The sequence below is a fragment of the Marinobacter flavimaris genome, from assembly GCF_045057155.1.
GTDB classification, from domain to species: domain Bacteria; phylum Pseudomonadota; class Gammaproteobacteria; order Pseudomonadales; family Oleiphilaceae; genus Marinobacter; species Marinobacter manganoxydans.
Window position 1 is genome coordinate 2,967,856 of the sequence record NZ_CP171359.1, and the last position, 17,894, is coordinate 2,985,749.

The 17,894-nt window shown below is 59.0% G+C and carries 22 protein-coding genes and 1 other RNA gene; 15 read left to right on the forward strand and 8 right to left on the reverse strand.

All coding sequences use genetic code 11. The annotated features are described in order from the left end of the window. Positions 1 to 7 precede the first annotated feature (7 nt). The 5 genes from ACGK9W_RS14025 to ACGK9W_RS14045 all read left to right on the forward strand — a co-directional run bounded on the left by ACGK9W_RS14025 (position 8) and on the right by ACGK9W_RS14045 (position 2,648). On the forward strand, positions 8 to 337 hold the full coding sequence (locus ACGK9W_RS14025; RefSeq protein WP_014578404.1) for a phosphoribosyl-ATP diphosphatase: 330 nt from the start codon (positions 8 to 10) through the stop codon (positions 335 to 337). 88 nt (positions 338 to 425) lie between these two features. Then, complete coding sequence (tatA, locus tag ACGK9W_RS14030; protein WP_014578405.1) at positions 426 to 665, forward strand: Sec-independent protein translocase subunit TatA; 240 nt, start codon at positions 426 to 428, stop codon at positions 663 to 665. An 11-nt stretch (positions 666 to 676) separates the two neighbouring features. Next, on the forward strand, positions 677 to 1,150 hold the full coding sequence (gene tatB / locus ACGK9W_RS14035) for a Sec-independent protein translocase protein TatB (protein WP_014578406.1): 474 nt from the start codon (positions 677 to 679) through the stop codon (positions 1,148 to 1,150). After that, positions 1,147 to 1,932, forward strand: coding sequence for a twin-arginine translocase subunit TatC (tatC, locus tag ACGK9W_RS14040; RefSeq protein ID WP_014578407.1), 786 nt, complete (start codon positions 1,147 to 1,149; stop codon positions 1,930 to 1,932). The genes tatB and tatC overlap by 4 nt, the downstream gene beginning before the upstream one ends. After that, on the forward strand, positions 1,929 to 2,648 hold the full coding sequence (locus ACGK9W_RS14045; protein ID WP_405417214.1) for a 16S rRNA (uracil(1498)-N(3))-methyltransferase: 720 nt from the start codon (positions 1,929 to 1,931) through the stop codon (positions 2,646 to 2,648). The genes tatC and ACGK9W_RS14045 overlap by 4 nt, the downstream gene beginning before the upstream one ends. A gap of 13 nt (positions 2,649 to 2,661) precedes the next feature. On the opposite strand, the gene ACGK9W_RS14050 is transcribed toward ACGK9W_RS14045, so the two are convergent. From ACGK9W_RS14050 to ACGK9W_RS14070, 5 genes are read right to left on the reverse strand one after another with little or no spacing between them, the layout of a single operon-like run. After that, positions 2,662 to 3,576, reverse strand: a complete 915-nt coding sequence (locus tag ACGK9W_RS14050) for a DUF808 domain-containing protein (RefSeq protein WP_104270847.1) — start codon at positions 3,574 to 3,576, stop codon at positions 2,662 to 2,664. 20 nt (positions 3,577 to 3,596) lie between these two features. Further along, positions 3,597 to 4,820: an FAD-dependent monooxygenase gene (locus ACGK9W_RS14055; RefSeq protein ID WP_273093909.1), complete on the reverse strand. Its 1,224-nt coding sequence runs from the start codon at positions 4,818 to 4,820 to the stop codon at positions 3,597 to 3,599. Next, positions 4,813 to 6,096, reverse strand: coding sequence for a 2-octaprenyl-6-methoxyphenyl hydroxylase (gene ubiH / locus ACGK9W_RS14060; protein WP_288366972.1), 1,284 nt, complete (start codon positions 6,094 to 6,096; stop codon positions 4,813 to 4,815). Before ubiH ends, ACGK9W_RS14055 begins: the two co-directional genes overlap by 8 nt. 6 nt (positions 6,097 to 6,102) lie before the next feature. Then, positions 6,103 to 7,422 carry a Xaa-Pro aminopeptidase gene (gene pepP / locus ACGK9W_RS14065; RefSeq protein ID WP_288366971.1) on the reverse strand — a complete coding sequence of 440 codons (1,320 nt, stop codon included), beginning with the start codon at positions 7,420 to 7,422 and terminating at the stop codon, positions 6,103 to 6,105. 26 nt (positions 7,423 to 7,448) lie between these two features. After that, positions 7,449 to 8,048 (reverse strand): UPF0149 family protein, encoded by a 600-nt coding sequence (locus ACGK9W_RS14070; RefSeq protein ID WP_405417217.1) that lies wholly within the window; start codon positions 8,046 to 8,048, stop codon positions 7,449 to 7,451. Positions 8,049 to 8,184: 136 nt separating this feature from the next. On the opposite strand from ACGK9W_RS14070, the gene ACGK9W_RS14075 reads away from it, so the two are divergent. Then, entirely contained in the window at positions 8,185 to 8,748 is a 564-nt protein-coding gene (locus tag ACGK9W_RS14075; protein ID WP_405417219.1) for a DUF2796 domain-containing protein, read from the forward strand. Between the two features lie 6 nt (positions 8,749 to 8,754). Here the strand turns inward: ACGK9W_RS14075 and ACGK9W_RS14080 are convergent, their stop codons facing one another. Continuing rightward, on the reverse strand, positions 8,755 to 9,276 hold the full coding sequence (locus ACGK9W_RS14080; protein ID WP_219120781.1) for a DUF3299 domain-containing protein: 522 nt from the start codon (positions 9,274 to 9,276) through the stop codon (positions 8,755 to 8,757). Between the two features lie 67 nt (positions 9,277 to 9,343). Here ACGK9W_RS14080 and ACGK9W_RS14085 point away from each other — a divergent pair, with 67 nt between their 5' ends. From ACGK9W_RS14085 to ACGK9W_RS14110, 6 genes are all read left to right on the forward strand, one after another. Further along, entirely contained in the window at positions 9,344 to 10,060 is a 717-nt protein-coding gene (locus ACGK9W_RS14085) for an ABC transporter ATP-binding protein (RefSeq protein WP_288366967.1), read from the forward strand. Continuing rightward, the gene (locus tag ACGK9W_RS14090) at positions 10,057 to 11,331 is read left to right on the forward strand and encodes an ABC transporter permease (RefSeq protein WP_273157258.1); all 1,275 of its coding nucleotides are present in this window, start codon (positions 10,057 to 10,059) and stop codon (positions 11,329 to 11,331) included. Before ACGK9W_RS14085 ends, ACGK9W_RS14090 begins: the two co-directional genes overlap by 4 nt. Before the next feature lie 103 nt (positions 11,332 to 11,434). Next, positions 11,435 to 11,641 (forward strand): TIGR02449 family protein, encoded by a 207-nt coding sequence (locus ACGK9W_RS14095; protein ID WP_008170964.1) that lies wholly within the window; start codon positions 11,435 to 11,437, stop codon positions 11,639 to 11,641. Continuing rightward, positions 11,641 to 11,937: a cell division protein ZapA gene (locus tag ACGK9W_RS14100; RefSeq protein WP_008170962.1), complete on the forward strand. Its 297-nt coding sequence runs from the start codon at positions 11,641 to 11,643 to the stop codon at positions 11,935 to 11,937. Before ACGK9W_RS14095 ends, ACGK9W_RS14100 begins: the two co-directional genes overlap by 1 nt. Positions 11,938 to 11,999: 62 nt before the next feature. Beyond that, positions 12,000 to 12,181, forward strand: a non-coding RNA gene (gene ssrS, locus ACGK9W_RS14105) — 6S RNA. Between the two features lie 4 nt (positions 12,182 to 12,185). Then, positions 12,186 to 12,821, forward strand: a complete 636-nt coding sequence (locus ACGK9W_RS14110) for a 5-formyltetrahydrofolate cyclo-ligase (protein WP_273157261.1) — start codon at positions 12,186 to 12,188, stop codon at positions 12,819 to 12,821. Here ACGK9W_RS14110 and ACGK9W_RS14115 read toward each other — a convergent pair. Next, positions 12,803 to 12,964: a hypothetical protein gene (locus tag ACGK9W_RS14115; RefSeq protein ID WP_008170953.1), complete on the reverse strand. Its 162-nt coding sequence runs from the start codon at positions 12,962 to 12,964 to the stop codon at positions 12,803 to 12,805. The two genes, ACGK9W_RS14110 and ACGK9W_RS14115, sit on opposite strands and share 19 nt — an antisense overlap. 269 nt (positions 12,965 to 13,233) lie before the next feature. After that, positions 13,234 to 14,769, reverse strand: coding sequence for a threonine ammonia-lyase, biosynthetic (gene ilvA, locus ACGK9W_RS14120; protein WP_008170952.1), 1,536 nt, complete (start codon positions 14,767 to 14,769; stop codon positions 13,234 to 13,236). Positions 14,770 to 14,920: 151 nt separating this feature from the next. Between ilvA and rpiA the strand changes: the two genes are divergently transcribed. The 3 genes from rpiA to ppa all read left to right on the forward strand — a co-directional run bounded on the left by rpiA (position 14,921) and on the right by ppa (position 17,889). Next, positions 14,921 to 15,601: a ribose-5-phosphate isomerase RpiA gene (gene rpiA / locus ACGK9W_RS14125; RefSeq protein WP_053113131.1), complete on the forward strand. Its 681-nt coding sequence runs from the start codon at positions 14,921 to 14,923 to the stop codon at positions 15,599 to 15,601. A 146-nt stretch (positions 15,602 to 15,747) separates the two neighbouring features. After that, entirely contained in the window at positions 15,748 to 16,887 is a 1,140-nt protein-coding gene (locus ACGK9W_RS14130; RefSeq protein WP_053113132.1) for an acyl-CoA dehydrogenase family protein, read from the forward strand. Positions 16,888 to 17,361: 474 nt separating this feature from the next. Then, positions 17,362 to 17,889 carry an inorganic diphosphatase gene (gene ppa, locus ACGK9W_RS14135; protein WP_008170949.1) on the forward strand — a complete coding sequence of 176 codons (528 nt, stop codon included), beginning with the start codon at positions 17,362 to 17,364 and terminating at the stop codon, positions 17,887 to 17,889. The last annotated feature ends 5 nt before the right edge of the window (positions 17,890 to 17,894 follow it).

Genomic DNA, 17,894 nt, shown 5'->3' on the forward strand with positions numbered 1-17,894 from the left:
ACGGACTGTGAGCGATGTATTGGAAAACCTGGCGAGGGTTCTGGAGGCCAGGAAAGAGGCAGACCCGGAAACCTCCTATGTAGCCAGCCTCCACGCCAAGGGCCTGAACAAGATCCTGGAAAAAGTGGGGGAAGAGTGCACGGAAACCCTGCTGGCAGCCAAGGACGCAGAGCATTCCGGGGAAACCCGGGACGTGGTTTATGAAACCGCCGACCTCTGGTTCCACAGCATGGTCATGCTGTCGAGACTGGGCCTTGGCCCGAAGGACATCCTGGACGAACTGGCCAGCCGGTTCGATCTGTCAGGCCTGGAAGAAAAAGCGTCGAGGAACAAGTGAGCGGTAATACCTCTAAAGGGGTTTCCGCGTAACGGTTCTGGTAACGTACAATGTCATTGAACAGAAACATTAAAATGAGGACCCCGTAATGGGTATCAGCATCTGGCAATTACTTATCGTACTCGGCATTGTCATTCTGTTGTTCGGAACCAAGAAGCTTCGCAACATCGGCAGCGACCTCGGTGGTGCCATTCGCGGCTTCAAGAAGTCCATGAGCGATGAGGACTCCAAGGCCGAGAACCAGGAATCCCTGGAAGGCAAGGAAGGGGAGCAGCCACAGCAACAAGCGGCGGCCGAAGACAAGCCCCGGGACAAGTCCCACAGCTGAGACCAGGCTGAATGTTCGATATCGGCTTTCTTGAGCTGCTGATCTGCGGCGTCATAGCGCTATTGGTACTCGGCCCCGAGCGCCTGCCTGCGGCCGCCCGTGCGGCTGGCCGCTGGGTGGGTGGTGCACGGCGCATGGTTGGCCAGTTCACCTCGGAACTGGACCGGGAGCTAAAAGCCGGCGAACTCCGCGACGAGCTTCGCAAGGCAGGAGATGTTGGCCTCGACGACGTTCAGAAAACCGTGCGTGGCGCCCTGGACGAAGCCAGGAAATACGAGCACATGATCCTGCCCGAGAACGAGACCCAGAAGCCAAGGCCTGCACCTGCGACACGGCGGGTATCCGGCCAGCCAAAGGCCTCTGAGGCTCCAGCGCAGGATCAGCCCGATGCTGGTAGCTCCTCGCAGACGCCAGATTCCGGCTCTGACGGAAACGAACAACCCAAACGCGAAACCCCGCAAAGTCCGCCGGATAATCGTTCATGAATGCAAAACCCGACGGCAACCAGCTGCCTCCGGAGCAGCAGGAAATGCCACTGATCGAGCACCTGCTCGAACTGCGTAATCGCCTTCTGAAAATGGTTCTTGCGGTGCTGGTCTGCTTCGCTGCCATTTATCCGTTTGCCAACGAACTTTACCTGTGGCTGTCGGAGCCCATCCGTTCCCTGTTGCCCGTTGGCCAGACCATGATCGCAACGGATGTTACGTCGCCCTTCTTCGCACCGCTGAAGCTGGCCCTGGTTCTGGCTGTGTTCGCTGCCATTCCGATCATTCTCTACCAGCTCTGGAGCTTTATTGCCCCGGGCCTCTACGCCCACGAAAAACGTCTGGCCTTTCCGCTGCTGTTTACCTCGGTCATCCTGTTTTACGCGGGCGCTGCGTTTGCCTATTACGTGGTTTTCCCGCTGGTGTTCGGCTTTTTTACTGCGATAGGCCCCGAAGGCATCGTCGAACTTCCGGACATCACCAGCTACCTCAATTTTGTACTCAAGATGTTCTTCGCCTTCGGTGTGGCCTTCGAAATTCCGATCGCCACGGTGCTGTTGATCCTCACCGGCGCCACCACGCCCGCCGATCTTGCAGCCAAGCGCCCCTACGTGGTGGTGGGCTGTTTCATCATCGGCATGCTGCTGACGCCGCCGGATATTATTTCCCAGACCCTTCTCGCGGTTCCCATGTGGATCCTGTTCGAGGTCGGTATACTGTTCGGGCGGCTGGCAAAACGGGAAGTCGCAGACCCGGAAAGCGATGAGCCCGCCGGCGAATGAATCTGGCGTTACTGTTTGACGAGGATTTCGTGGCAACTGACCGTGCCGTTCTACGCGGTCGGCGCTTGGCCCACCTGCAGTCCGTTATCAAGGTCGTTGCTGGCGACACCATTCCCGTAGGCCGTTCGGATGGCCGGCTTGGAACCGGCGAAGTCGTCCGACTTACCGATAGCGAGGCAGAACTGCGAGTGACGCTGGATCAGGCTCCGCCGGCTCCTCTGCCGCTCACCCTGATTCTGGCCATGCCCCGGCCCAAGATGTTCCGTCGCATCCTGCAAACCTGCGCTGCCCTGGGCGTCAAGGACCTCTGGCTGATCAACAGCTACAAGGTGGAGAAAAGCTTCTGGCAGACACCGTGGCTCTCAGACGAACAGCTTCGGGAGAACCTCACGCTGGGGCTGGAACAGGCAAAAGATACCCTGATGCCCCGTGTGCAGATCCGCAAGCTGTTCAAACCCTTCGTGGAAGATGAGTTGCCGGCGCTGTTGGCGGATAAACGAGCCCTGGTAGCGCATCCCGGCACAACCACCCCCTGCCCTGTGCACCTTAACCAGCCGACCGTGCTTTGCATTGGCCCGGAAGGTGGCTTCACGGCTTACGAAGTGGGAAAACTGGAAGAAGCCGGCTGCCAGAGCGTGCATCTCGGCCCCCGTATTCTGCGGGTCGAAACCGCGGTACCGGTACTGGTGAGCCGGCTGTTCGACGCCTGCCTCTAGAGCCCCGGTCTTCTCAGCCGTTCCTCGCCTGCCACCATCGCGTCAGTGGCGTGATAATGGCCACCAGTAGCGCACCTGCCAGCACACCGAACAGGCCATTGGCCACCGTTGGCACGAGCACACCAGCCACACCACTGAAACCCTCGGCAAAGTGATGAATAGCGTCGTATACCGGCGTCAGTCCGTGGGTAAGAATGCCACCACCCACCAGAAACATCGCCAGAGTGCCCAGGATGGAGAGTGTCTTCATCAGATAGGGGGCCAGCCAGAGAATGCCTGAACCCAATTGCTGGAGCACCGGGTTCTCTTGCTGACTGAGGTAGAGGCCGCCGTCGTCCAGCTTTACGATCCCAGCCACCAGGCCGTAAACAAAGACTGTGATCATAATCGCCACCACCGCCAGCACCATGAACTGCATGCCGATGGTCTGGGTCGTTACCGTTCCGAGGGTAATGGCAATGATTTCGGCAGACAGAATGAAGTCGGTGCGGATGGCGCCCTTGATCTTGTCTTTCTCGATCGCCCGCAAGTCGACGTCCGGGCTCTTGAGGGCTTCACGCAGCTCGCCCTTGCGCTTCTGGTCCTGCTCCTGGTGCAAAAACTTGTGCACCAGTTTCTCAAAGCCCTCAAAACACAGAAAGGCACCGCCGAGCATCAGCAGAGGCGTTACCAGCCAGGGCATGAAAAAACTGATCGCAAGGGCCGCCGGCACCAGGATGGCCTTGTTGATCATGGAGCCGCGGGCAACCGCGAGGACCACTGGCAGTTCCCGGGCAGGCTTTACACCGGTCACCTGCTGGGCGTTAAGCGCCAGATCATCCCCCAGAACACCTGCGGTTTTCTTGGTGGCGGCTTTTGTCATCAGGGCAACATCGTCCAGCACAGTGGCGATGTCATCGATCAGAACCAGAAGGCTGCTTCCTGCCATTGGACAATTCCTTTTTGTATTCAGCCGTTAAGACCCATGGCCTCGGCAGCTATACGATTTTTCACCGGCCCCATCTGGTTGAGCCAGCGCAGTCCGGTATTTCGCAGCCAGCGGACCGGCAGCTCATCACGGCCGAACAGCTGCTTGAAGCCCTCCATGGCGGCCATCATGGCGAGATTCTCGCCTTTCCGGCGGCGCTGATAGCGCGCCAGAACCAGCTCATTGGCTGGACTCAGGCCCGCCTTTTTAGCTCGCGAAAGCTCATCGAGCAGAGCCCGTACATCGCCGTAGCCAAGGTTGGCACCCTGTCCCGCCAGCGGATGGATGGTATGGGCCGCATCGCCGACGAGGGCAAAGCCGGGGGCAATGTAGTCCTTCGCGTGCCGCTGTCGAAGCGGAAAGGCGAAGCGGCCGGAAATGGACTCCACCGATCCCAGCTCGCGCTCAATCGCACGCTCAAGTTCAGCGGCAAAGTCGGTGTCGTCCAAAGCCATCAGACGCCGCGCTTCCCCGGTATCCTGGGACCAGACAATGGAACAGTAATGCTCATCTCCGGACTCTGGCAGCAAGGGCAAAAACGCCAGCGGCCCGGTCGTCGAAAATCGCTGCCACGCGGTGAAACGGTGGCTCTGGCTGGTCTTCACCGTGCATACGATTGCCTGCTGGTCGTAGTCCCACTCACGCGTTGGCAGGCCAACCCAGTGGCGCAGACGGGAATTGGCACCGTCACAACCGACCAATAGCCCCGCCGACAAAGATCGACCATCCTCCAGCTCAACCGTATAAGTTCCAGACAACTGTTTACAGCCAGTAATCCTCGCGCCATCAATCAGTTCGACCGGACTTTGTTCCAAAGCCCTGAACAGTGATCGGACGATGCTGCGGTTCTCGACAATCGTTCCGAGGGCTCTCGCCTGCAGCTCGGCTGCCTCAAACTGTATTCGCCCCGTGCCGTCGCCATCCCAGACCGTCATGGTCTGGTAAGGACAGTGCCGACCGGCGGTCACCTCGGACCAGACTCCGAGTTGCTCCAGCAATTGCTGGCTCGCCACCGAAATGGCACTGACCCGTGGTTCAAAATCGGCAACGGTGGTGGCGGAGTCCGGCGCCTCAACCAGAGACTCATGGCCGGAACCTTCCACCAGCCCCACATGCCAACCCTGTCGTGACAGCCCGAGAGCCAGGGCGGAACCGATCATGCCACCGCCAGCCACAAGAATATCGAACGTTTGCGCCTCACTCATCAGCCGGCGCCTCCCGCTTCAGCTTACCCGGCCGCTCAATCACGGCCCGGCGGCCGCCCAGGCCCATGGCCTTGCGGGCAAACCAGCGTTTTGCCCCAGGCAACAGATCAAGACCCACCAGGCCGGCATCGCGGGCCGCCGCAACCGGCAGCATGGAATGCCCGAACAAACGCACAAGCGAATCGGAGAAGCGCACCGTCTGTTGCCAGTCTTCCCGATGCAGTGCCTGGTAGCCCTTCAGGACCTCGAGATCGCCAATCGACCTGCCCTGCTCTTCAGCCAGGCGAAACTGTTCGACCAGCGTCATGAGCCCTCTCAGCGCGAGATTGAAGCCCTGCCCGGCGACCGGATGCAGGGCATGGGCCGCATTGCCCACAAGTGCAACCCCGGGGCGCACCGGCTCGTCTACCGTCGTCAGGGTCAGCGGGTAATGGTGACAGGTGCCGATGCGGGTAAACCGGCCCAGACGCCAGCCAAACCGGTCCTGAAGCCAACGACATTTCTCGTCGTCGGGCAGCGCCAGAACCTGCTGCAGAACCTCATCGGATAGCGTCCAGACCAGTGCCGACTGATGTCCGGCTCTGGTCGCTGATCCATGGGGCAAGAGAGCCATGGGACCGGCATCGGTAAATCGTTCAAAGGCAGTGAATCCGTGGCTGTCACTGGTAGAGACATTAGCGATCAGTGCGTTCTGGCCGTAGCTGTGACGATCCGGCCGGAACCCGAGCCTTTCCCGCAGACCGGAACGACCGCCATCTGCAACGACGAGGCAACGGGCCTTCAGTTCCGCGGTCTCTTCACCTTCTTCTGAGAGCTGAACACGGACGCCGCCGGGAATGGGCGTCATGTCCGTTACTTCTGCCGGCGCCCGCCACTGGACGTTGGTATCCAGAAGCTCACGCATCAGACACAGCCCCATCCAGCGATTGTCAGTCACGTACCCGAGCGCCGCCTGGCCATGCTCGGCAGCATGCAACCGTGTGGCGCCGAAATGGCCCCGATCTGAAACATGGATATGTTCGATGGGTGTGGCATGTTCGGCCAGCCTTTGCCACAGCCCCAGCTCCTCAAAGATTAACCGGGAGCCCCACGCCAGTGCGGTTGAACGGGCATCGTAACTCGGCTGGTAACTCTCCGGCAGGGCGTCGGGCGAGAGCGGGAAGGCCTCGACCACGGTCACGCGCAGTGACGGCACCATCCGTGCCAGCGCCAGAGCCAGGGTCGCTCCGGCGAGGCCACCGCCGGCAATGATCAGATCGGTATCAGGCTTGGTCACAGGCTGTCAGTCCGCCATCAGGGCTTCGATTTCGGCAATGGTTTTCGGCACTGCTTCGGTCAGGACCCGGCAGCCGTCTTTGGTCACCACCACATCGTCTTCGATGCGTATGCCAATGCCGCGCCATTTCTCATCCACGTCGGTGTTATCCGGCGCAATGTACAGGCCTGGCTCGACGGTCAGGGCCATGCCGGGTTCCAGCTGGCGCCAGGCGTCACCGACCTTGTAATCGCCGACGTCGTGTACATCCAGCCCCAGCCAGTGGCCGGTTCGGTGCATGAAAAAGGGCTTGTAGGTTTCGTTGGCAATGGCATCTTCCAGGGTGCCGGACAACAGCCCCAGATCAATCAGGCCCTGGGTCAGTACTTCCAGCGCAGCCTCATGGGGCCGGTTCCAGTGATTTTGAGGCGAGACCGCCTCGATGGCCCGATACTGCGCCGCCAGCACCACCTCGTAGAGGGCCCGCTGTTCATTACTGAACTTTCCACTGACCGGGAAGGTGCGCGTGATGTCGGAGGCGTAGCACTGGTATTCACAGCCGGCATCGATCAGCACCAGATCGCCGTCCTTCAGCGGCGCACTGTTCTCGATGTAATGCAGGATGCAGCCATTGGCGCCCCCGCCCACGATGGAGGGATAGGCCGTAGACCGTGCGCCATGCTCCATGAAGGTGTGGATAAGCTCGGCCTCGAGGTTGTATTCGAAGCCGCCCTTGCGGGCCCGTTTCATGGCCCGGCAATGGGCCTCGGCACTGATCTGGCCGGCCTTGGCCATGATCTTGATCTCATTGGCGCTCTTATATAGCCGCAGGTCATGAAGCAGGTGCTCGAGGGCTACGAACTCGCCCGGCGGGTGGGCGCCATTGCGAACCTTGCTGCGAATCATCTTCACCCAGTCCATGACACGGGCGTCAAAATGATCATCCTTGCCGAGGGGATAATACACCCGGCTGCGACCCTCGATCATGCCCGGCAGGATATCGTCGATGTCTGCAATCGGAAACGCATCGTCCAGGCCGTAGCGTTCGATGGCGCCTTCCGGGCCAACCAGGAAACCGTCCCAGAGCTCCTTCTGCGGATTGCGCTCTTTGCAGAACAGTACCGATTCCCCGTGTTCACGGCCCGGAATCAGCGCCAGGACGGCCTCCGGCTCACCAAAACCGGACAGGTAATGAAAATCGCTGTCCTGGCGGAACGGATGCAGCACGTCCCGATTACGAACGCGCTCCGGGGCGGCCGGAATAATCGCAATGCTGTCTGGCGCCATACGCTCCATCAGCTTGCGACGGCGCTCGGCAAACTCCTTTACGGGAATCATGGAGTTCATAGTCTCTCCTGCAATCAGGACCCGGCTCAGTGCAGGGTCGGCGAATCAGACTTCGGTGGTTCAGGGGCGTTGAATTCAGTGAACACGGCGAGCGCCCCCAGCCGGATGTATTCGGTAATCTCCAGCAACTGCTGCTCGCTTTCGTCGTCCGCTTCTTCCTCTTCGGATAGCTGGCTGATGGCCACCATATCCTCGATCAGCTCCCGGATCTCGTCCGGCGCCTGGCCGAGTGACTCGCCGGCCGAAAGTGCCATACCCTCGAGAAATCCCCGCACCCAGGAAACCAGGGCTTCCAGCCGCTGCTCAATGGCATAGTCGTCATCCGGCAGTAAAGGATGGAAACTCATGTCTGCTGATTTCAAGAGCTCGAGGGTCTGTTCATAGGCTTTGTTCATGAACGGAGCGAGATCATCGGACTCTTCGGCCGCGTTCTCGGCCAGCCCCATGTGTTCGCACACCATGGCCAGCCACTCCGGCTCTTCGATACGCGATCCGGCCGCCAGGCGACCACAGAGCGCGCCGTGCAATTCGGATGGGTGGGTGAATGCCTTGTGAGCTGTAAAAACGTTGGCCCAGCGCTCGAATTCTGCGGCGCGGGCAGCACCGGAAGTGTCGGTTTCTGACATGAAACAGGCGGATCCTGTGTTAATGGATTAGAGGTCTATCCTAGCATTCAGGCGGTGCCAAGGCACTGCCTGTTGATTTTTATCCGGCAAGCGAACAATATGTTATAACGTATCATTTCTACCGAGAGATATAGCCATGTCCTTACGAGCCAAAACCTGCTTCTTCCTGGCTGGCGCCGCGATCGCAAGCGCTGGCCCTGTGCTTGCCAGCGACAATCCAGGTGCGCACCAGCACGGTCATGCCGAACTACAACTCGCCATCGAGGGAGAGCAGATTGATCTCCTGTTCACATCGCCGGCCTACAACCTGGTGGGGTTCGAGCATCGTGCCCGTTCGGACGACCAGAAAGCACTGGTTAACGAAGTAACCAACTGGCTTGGACAGACTCCCCTTGCGGACACCAGTGAGGGGGGCTGCACCGTCATGAATGCGGTAGTGCATCATCAGGCAGGTGGCGATGATCACGGACACAGCCATGGGCATGACCATGATCATCCGGACGAATCATCCCACTCGGATTTCGAAGTCACCCAGACCCTGAGCTGTCCGGGCCTGGGCTCATCCCAGGCGCTTGCAACACCCATTACAACCCGGTTTTCCGGAATAGAGCATCTCGGCGTTCAGTGGGTAAGGCCACAAGGTCAGGGATCAGCCCGTCTGGGCCACGGAGAAAGCAGGTTTGAACTCCGCAGCCGATGACAGCGTCTATTCTTCGTACGGCTCAACCCCGGTTGCGACCATAGAATAGGAAGACGTTCCGATGTCGTTTTCGGTGCGGTCAATGACCAGCTTGCCTTCGATCCACACCGGATCGTACAGGGCTTCGAGCGTGAAACCTTCCTTGTACTTGACGTGAATGATCTGATTGGGGGGCGGTGGCGGCACATGAATACAGGCGCCGTAGTAGGGCACCAGGAAGAACTCCAGGATGCGCATGTCCTCGGTTGTCTTGAGGGGCACCACGAAGCCGGGAATGCGGCCTTCAACATTGCCCATTTCCGGCACAACCCGACCGGTCATGATCTCATCCGGCAGCAGCGGCGGGCCATCGCCCTCGTGCTCAATCTCTGGCATATTCTCCAGCAGCGCCAGATCCTCGGCGGGCATCAGTTCAAGCCAGTCGATCTCCCGGGTTTCAGTCCGGCCTGTTGATGGAAGTACACACACCAGGGTAAGCGCGATGAAAAAAGGCAGCGCAAAGCGCGAACGTGCCGGGGCAGACATCATTGGACCAAAGACTCCTGAGATTACTATCCGGAAACCGCCATCATACACCGGGCCGACGGCAACCAACATGACCAGCAAGACAGACTCAGCCAGCCACAGTTCCCGAAGCACAGAAACTGCGATGGAAGTCAGCGGGCTCGCCTTTTCCTGGGATCCTGTCCAGCCCCGCCTCAGCTTTCCGGACATCATACTGAAACGCGGCGAACACCTTTTCCTGCACGGCCCGAGCGGCAGTGGCAAAAGCACGCTGCTCAGCCTGTTGGCAGGCATGCTTCGGCCGGCCTCTGGCACTGTCCGCGTACTCGGAACCGATATCCACCGGCTCGGTGCCGGCGCCCGCGACCAGTTCCGGGCCGACCACATGGGCGTGATCTTCCAGCAGTTCAATCTGGTGCCCTACCTGAGCACACGAGCCAACGTCAGCCTGCCCTGCGGACTTTCTGAACTGCGCAGAGAGCGCACCGAACCGACCGTCGAAGACGAGGCTGAGAGATTGCTTGCCGCCCTGTCCATCCCCGCGGACCACTGGCAGAGGAAAGTCACCAGGCTGAGTATTGGCCAGCAGCAACGTATCGCAGCCGCCCGGGCGCTGATTGGCGCGCCCGGCCTGATTCTCGCGGACGAGCCGACTTCCGCACTGGATGCCGACAACCGGGACCGGTTCCTGGAGCTGCTTCTAACTCTTGCGCACCGGCACAACACCTCGGTTCTGTTCGTCAGTCACGACCAGTCCCTGGCCCGCCATTTCGATAATCAGCTGGAACTGCAGGGTGACCGGACATGAAAGCACGCCTGGCCCTGACACTCGCCCTGGCCAGCCTCTGGCACCGGAAAAAAGTACTGGCCCTGGTGTGCCTGACCCTGACCCTGAGCGTTTCCCTGTTGCTGGGCATCCAGTACCTCCGCACGGAGGTCAAGCAGTCCTTCACCAGCACCATCAGCGGTACAGACCTGATCATCGGCGCCCGAAGTGGCCAGTTGAACCTGCTGTTGTACACCGTGTTTCATATTGGCGATGCCACCAACAACATTCGCTGGTCGACCTATCAGGGCCTGAAACAGGATAACCGCCTGGCCTGGCTGATTCCGATTTCCCTGGGAGACAGCTACCGGGGTAATCGTGTGGTCGCCACAGATGAGAACTTTTTCAAGCACTTCCGCTACGGCCGCGACCTGCCCCTCGAACTGGATGAAGGCCAGTGGTTTGAAGGCGTCTTTGATGTAGTGTTGGGTGCCGGCGTTGCCCGCTCGCTGGCGCATCAGGTGGGCGAGCAGATCGTGCTATCCCATGGCGGTGGACGCACCAGTTTCTCCAACCACGAAGACACGCCGTTTACCGTCACCGGCATACTGGCGCCCACTGGCACGCCGGTGGACCAGGCCGTGTATATCAGCCTGGATGGCATGGAGGCCATGCACGTAGGCTGGGAATCCGGGGTCGCCATCCCCGGACGGACAATCACACCGGAGCAGGCAAAGGGCCGAGATTTCACACCCGATGCCATTACCGCCGTGTTCGTTGGTATCGACCGGCAAATCCTGACCTTCCGCATACAGCGGGAAATCAACCAGTTTGCCGGCGAGCCGCTCTCGGCCATACTTCCGGGAGTCGCCCTCAGTGAACTCTGGCGGCTGATGGGCCAGTTTGAGCGAGCACTACTGGGCATAACCGGTTTTGTCGTGGTAACCAGCCTGATCGGACTGATTGCCGTACTTCTGACCCTCCAGAGCCAGCGGGCCCATGAAATTGCGGTGCTGCGGGCAACCGGTGCCTCTCCGGCGCTGATTGCCTCACTTTACATCCTCGAGTGCGTGGCTCTTGCCCTTGCCGCCTGCGTGATGGCTTTGGCCCTTGGCATGGCGGGCCTTGCACTGGCGAGCCCATGGTTACTGGCCAACTATGGCCTGCAGATTGAGCTTCGCCCATTAACGCCCGAGGAATGGACGTTAATGGCCCTGGTTCCGGTTGCCGCCTTCACCGTGGCGCTGATACCCGCCTTCAACACATGGCGCCAGAGCCGCCGGCTGGGCTTTGGCGAGGCAGCAGATCAGTGATGGGCATCACGCAGGGAACGCAATGACAAGCCTGTAAATTGACCGACTTAGCGTCCACACTTATAGTTGAGCTTAATATCATAAAACCACTGCTGGGCACGTCATGGAACAGTCCGAAGTACAGGCATTAGCGGACAAGCTGGACAGGCTGATTGAACGCTGTCAGAAACTTGAGCGGGACAACGCCACATTGCGGGAACTGCAGGACGACTGGAACCGGGAACGGGCCCAGCTGGTGCAGAAGAACGATCACGCGAAGCACAAGATCGAAGCCATGATCAGCCGCCTTAGGGCCCTGGAGCATCACTGATGGCACAGCAATCCACCACGGTTGAGGTGAAAATCCTCGACAAGGAATACCTGGTCGCCTGCCCCGAGGAAGAACAGGAGGCACTGCTGCGTGCCGCCCGGCATCTGGACAACAAAATGCGGGAAATCCGCGCCGGCGGCAAGGTTTTTGGTACCGAGCGCATTGCTGTAATGGCCGCTCTCAACATAACCCACGAACTGCTCGAGCGCGACACCATGTCCGATGCCACCAGCACCTTGCTGCGAGCCATGGACAACAAACTGGACGGAGCGCTGGGTGATGGCTCCGGTCGTTAAATCCCCGGAGAATCTCAGACAGGTGTTGCAATCGGCCCCGACACTGCCCGTATAATGAGAACAACTTCCTGGGCTGTTCGGGATAGTCGGATACGTCCTCGAGCCGATGCGCACTACCCAGGTGGCTACTTCAGGGCATTGTGAGCACGTCCCCGACAGGGGAAAGCCTAATATGTCACAGCGGCCACCGACCTTGAACTTTGGGTTCAAGGGCCACATCCGATAACGGCAGCCCGGGAAGCTTTATTTTGAGCCAGTTTATCGAGCCTCAACCGTTCCAGTCCCACCCTGATACCCTGTCGCGCAGTGAACTTCGCAAACGCCTGCGGCAGAATCGTCGCGACCTGAGCGCTGAAAAACAGCAACAGGCCGCCGAGCACCTGGCCCTCAATCTGCTGAAGAATCCAGACCTGCACCGGGCCCGGCACATTGCCATTTATCTGCCCAACGACGGCGAAATTGACCCCCACGTATACCTGGACATCGCCCGGCGCAAGGGCATCCGCTTCTACCTGCCGGTACTCCATCCGATTCATGAAGGCAGGCTGGTGTTCAGCCCCTACTACGATGGCGTGGAACTCACCGCCAACCGGTTTGGCATTCCCGAGCCAGGGTTCAGCAAAGGCCTGCGGCGCCCGGCCTGGGCCCTGGATGCGGTACTGTTTCCGTTAGTAGGCTTTGACGAGCAGGGCGGAAGACTGGGAATGGGAGGCGGATTCTACGACAGGACCTTTGCCTTCAGCCGGATACGGCCAAGGCTGGCCCCGAAACTGATTGGCCTGGCCCATGATTTCCAGAAGGTGAAGAAGCTGCCAATTGAGCCCTGGGACGTGCCCCTCCACAGCGTGGTGACCGACAAGCGCTGTTACCGGTTCAGCGGCTGATTCATGACTTGAACGGAGCCAACCAGATTGGCCGCTCGTGCGTCTTTATCTTCGGAGGCGTGGATGGATGTGAAACCAGTAATCACAAGGCCGATGGCAAAAATCAGCACAATGGCTTTGATGATGTCAGGCTTGCCGCCCATGGCTTCAGTTCCTCAAAATGCGGTTTTAAAAGTGTCGGGAAATCAGATAGCTATTCTTGACTTCAAGAATCAGAAGAAAGACTAACACCTATCTGTACTTTTACAATTTTTCACAGATTAAAATTCAGTAAGCTTTGCATTCGGGGACCGGCCAGGGTCTGGCAGGGCTTTCCAAAACACGCTGCGGATACATCCCTGTACGCTTGGCTCCGCCATCCATGGCTCCGCACAGTTTTGGAAAGCCCTGCCAGACCCTGCCCTACCCAGAGTTAACTTGAACGCGCGTTGCCCTGCCCAAGAAACAGCTGATAGGCCTCGTTGTCCGTCATGTTGTCATAGCGGAAGCCAACCTTATCCAGCATTTTCTCGAAATCCTGCACTTCATCGTCGTCCACCTGGGCGCCCAGCAGAACACGGCTGTAGGCTGCACCGTGGTTGCGGTAGTGGAACATGGAGATATTCCAGCGGGTACCAAGAGACATCAGGAACTTCAGCAACGCCCCCGGACGCTCCGGGAACTCGAACTGGAACACCTTTTCGTTGGTGATGGTCGGCGCGTGGCCGCCCACCATGTGACGGATGTGCTGCTTGGCCAGATCGCTGTCGGTTAAATCGACCACCGAGTATCCGCTCTCCCGAAGATCCTGAACCAGATCCTCGCGGCCGTGACCACCCGCGGCAATCTGGATGCCAACGAAAATCGTGGCATTGGTAGCATCGGCGTAGCGGTAATTGAACTCGGTGATGCTGCGCTTGTGCAGGGCGTTGATGAAGGTCTTGAACGCGCCCGGTTTCTCCGGAATGGTCACCGCCAGGATGGCCTCGCGTTTCTCGCCCACTTCCGTGCGTTCGGAGATGTAGCGCAGACGGTCGAAGTTCATGTTGGCACCGCTCAGGGTGGCAATCAGGTTCTCGCCCTCGACTTTCTCGCGCTCGATGTATTTCTTGATGCCGGCCACACCCAGGGCACCGGCCGGCTCGGCAATGGAGCGGGTATCCTCGAACACATCCTTGATGGCCGCGCAGATTTCGTCGGTGGATACGGTGATCACCTCGTCCACGTGGTCCTTGCAGATCTCCCAGGGGTACTTACCAATCTGCTTGACTGCCACACCATCAGCAAAGATGCCCACTTCATCGAGCACCACGCGTTTGCCCGCTTTCATGGCGGCCTGGAGGCAGTTGGAGTCCTCCGGTTCGACACCAATCACCTTGATCTCGGGGCGCAGATACTTGATGTAAGCGGCCATGCCGGCAATCAGCCCGCCGCCACCAACACAGATGAAGATGGCGTGGATCGGCTTGCTGAACTGCCACATGATTTCCATGGCCACCGTGCCCTGGCCGGCGATCACATCGGGATCATCGTACGGCGGAATGTAGGTGTAGCCGTGCTTTGCGATCAACTCCTGAGCGTGGGCCGCCGCCTCGTCGAAGGCATCGCCCTTGAGAACCACCTTGGCACCGTGATCCCGTACCGAACGCACCTTGATCTCCGGCGTGGTCTGCGGCATCACAATTACCGCCTTGATCCCGAGATTCTTGGCAGCCAGCGCCACACCCTGGGCATGATTTCCGGCCGACGCACAAATGACACCCTTGGCCTTCTGCTCCTCGGAAAGCTGCGCAATCCGGTTATAGGCACCACGAATCTTGAAGGAAAACACCGGCTGAAGGTCTTCACGCTTGAGCAGAATATTGTTGCCAAAGCGCTTGGACAGACTGCGGGCTTCAGTCAGGGGTGTTTCGATGGCCACGTCATAGACGCGCGCATCGAGAATCTTCTTGATGTAGCGTTGCGGCATAGCAGTTCCGGCTTTTGGTCGATGTGTGAGTGATGACTGGCTGAGAAAAACCCACAGTGTAGAAAGTTTGCACGGCAGCCGTCTATAAGCAGAGGGCTCTTAAGCGCTATAATGCCGGCAAAGCCAACCTGATTTACAGCCGGAGCCAATGATGAACCAGGACGAACTGAAAAAAGCCGTCGCCAAAGCCGCCATTGATTACATTGCTCCTCGTCTTGATAGCGAGAGCGTGATCGGTGTGGGCACTGGTAGCACGGCCAATTTCTTCATCGACATGCTCGCGGAACTCAAGACCGAGTTTGACGGCGCCGTTGCCAGCTCGGAGGCCACCGCCGAGCGTCTGAAAAGCCACGGCATCCCGGTTTACGACCTTAACAGTGCCGGAGAACTGGAGTTCTATGTGGACGGCGCTGACGAAACCAACGACCGCCTGGAACTGATCAAAGGCGGCGGTGCCGCGCTGACCCGGGAAAAAATCGTGGCCGCGGTTGCCAAGACCTTCATCTGCATTGCCGATGACTCCAAGATGGTCGGCGTATTGGGCAAATTCCCGCTTCCGGTCGAAGTCATTCCCATGGCCCGGAGCCATGTTGGCCGGGAAATCGTGAAACTGGGCGGTGATCCGGTCTATCGGGAAGGGGTAGTGACCGACAACGGCAACATTATCATCGACGTCCACAACATGGACATTTCCCAACCGATCCGAGTCGAAGAAAAGCTTAACAACATCGTCGGCGTGGTCACCAATGGCCTGTTCGCCCGCCGCCGCGCTGATCTCCTGCTGCTGGGAACAAAGGACGGCGTGAAAAGCATCTCCAGCGAAGGCGCCTGACCGACTTCTGTCGCTCCTCGATGTCGAAGCTGGCCTTTCGGGCCAGCTTTTTTATTGCCTGAATGAACGAACAACCAAGCGCTTGCTTGGTAATAATATTTAGGCGACACTGCTTCCCATTGATTCCGATCAGGGAGAGCCAGACCGTGTCCGAATACTTCAACGAAACCCATCAGCAGGTCCGCGCGACCGCCCGCAAGTTCATCGAAACCCACGTGTTGCCGCACATCGACGACTGGGAAGAAGCGGGTGAATTTCCCCGGGATCTCTACAAAAAAGCCGGGGATGCAGGTTTGTTGGGCATTGGCTTTCCGGAAGCATTGGGGGGCATCGGAGAGGGCGACATTTTCCTGAAAGTAGCCGTTTCTGAAGAGCTTATGCGCTCCACATCAGGCGGTCTCGTCGCTGGCCTGGGGTCTCTGGATATCGGGCTGCCGCCAGTCGCCAGATGGGCAAAAAAGGACATCCGTGAACAGATCGTGCCGCCGGTGCTGCGGGGCGAAAAAATTGCCGCCCTGGCAGTGACCGAACCCGGCGGAGGTTCCGATGTCGCCAACCTCAAAACCCGGGCCGTCCGCGATGGCGACCATTACATTGTAAACGGCAGCAAAACCTTCATCACCAGCGGCATCCGCGCCGACCACTATACGGTTGCTGTACGCACCGGTGGAGAAGGCCACGGCGGTATCAGCCTGTTGTTGATCGACCGGGACATGCCCGGATTCTCCACCGGCAAGAAACTGCGAAAAATGGGCTGGTGGGCCAGCGATACCGCCGAGCTGTTTTTCGAGGACTGCCGCGTGCCGGCCGACCGCCTGATCGGCGCCGAAAACGCCGGCTTCATCGCCATCATGAGCAATTTCCTGTTCGAGCGTCTCAGCTTGGCCATCATGGCCTACATGACCGCCCAACTGGCCTACGAAGCGGCGCTGGAATACACCCAACAACGCACGGCGTTCGGCCGCAATATCACGGGCTTCCAGGTGACCCGCCACAAGCTTGTGGATATGGCGACCCAGATCGACGTAGCCCGGGAATACACCTACCGCTGCGCCGCCCTGATGCAGGCGGGCAAAAACCCCATCAAGGAAGTGGCGATGGCCAAGAACTTCTCGGTGGATGTCTGCGAAAAGGTCACCCGGGAAGCGGTGCAGCTGTTCGGTGGCATGGGGTATATGCGGGAAACCGTCGTCGAGCGCCTCTATCGGGATGCCAAGATTCTCTCCATCGGCGGCGGCACCACCGAGATCATGAAGGAACTCATTGCCAAGCAGATCAAGCTCTGAGCTGTGGGTTCCGCGTTCGCCCTCTTGTCCTGACCCAGCTTGCTGGGTTTTGGTGGCGGGGCATGTCAGTGGCTGTTCCAAAACACGCTACGAGCACATCCATGTGCGCTTGTTTCGGGCCATCCATGGCCCTCTACAGTTTTGGAACAGCCACTGACACGCCCCGTTCGAACACTTTGCAATCCTCGTGTTGAATATTGCGTTCTTTGTTTCGGGTTTACTTCAACGGTTTTCCTCAAAGGTTCGGGCGGGTATCTGGCGGGGCTTTCCGAAAACGTGGAGCGCCAGGGATGGCGCGACCGAGCCCTACAGGGACGTATTCACGGGCGTTTTTCGGAAAGCCCCGCCAGATAGCCGCGTGCACCCAACTCAACGACCAAGGTTTAGTTTCGAACTGCAGGATACTCCCGTATAATTGCGCCCACTTTTTAACCGCAGTTAAACGTACCTTTAACGTACCAGGAAGGATCGCACATGCAATTCGACAACATCCCCGCAGGCAAGAACCCGCCTGAAGACATCTACGTTGCTATCGAAATCCCGGCCAACAGCTCCCCGGTGAAGTACGAACTGGACAAAGACATGGGCGCCCTGCTGGTAGACCGCTTCATGGCGACCCCCATGTTCTACCCGGCCAACTACGGTTTCATCCCGCACACCCTGGCCGACGACGGTGACCCCCTGGACGTACTGGTTGTAACCCCCTACCCGATCCAGGCCGGTTCCGTGATTCGCTGCCGCCCCGTGGGTGTGCTGAACATGGAAGACGAAGCCGGTGGCGACGCCAAGCTGGTTGCAGTTCCCCATGACAAGCTGACCACCACTTACCATGACGTGAAGGAAATTGACGATCTGCCCGAGCTGCTGCGCGACCAGATCAAGCATTTCTTCGAGAACTACAAGACGCTCGAGCCCGGCAAGTGGGTAAAAGTGCAAGGCTGGGACAACGCCGACGCCGCCAGGAAAGCCATCGTGGATTCCGTTAACGCCTACAAAGGCTAAGCCGG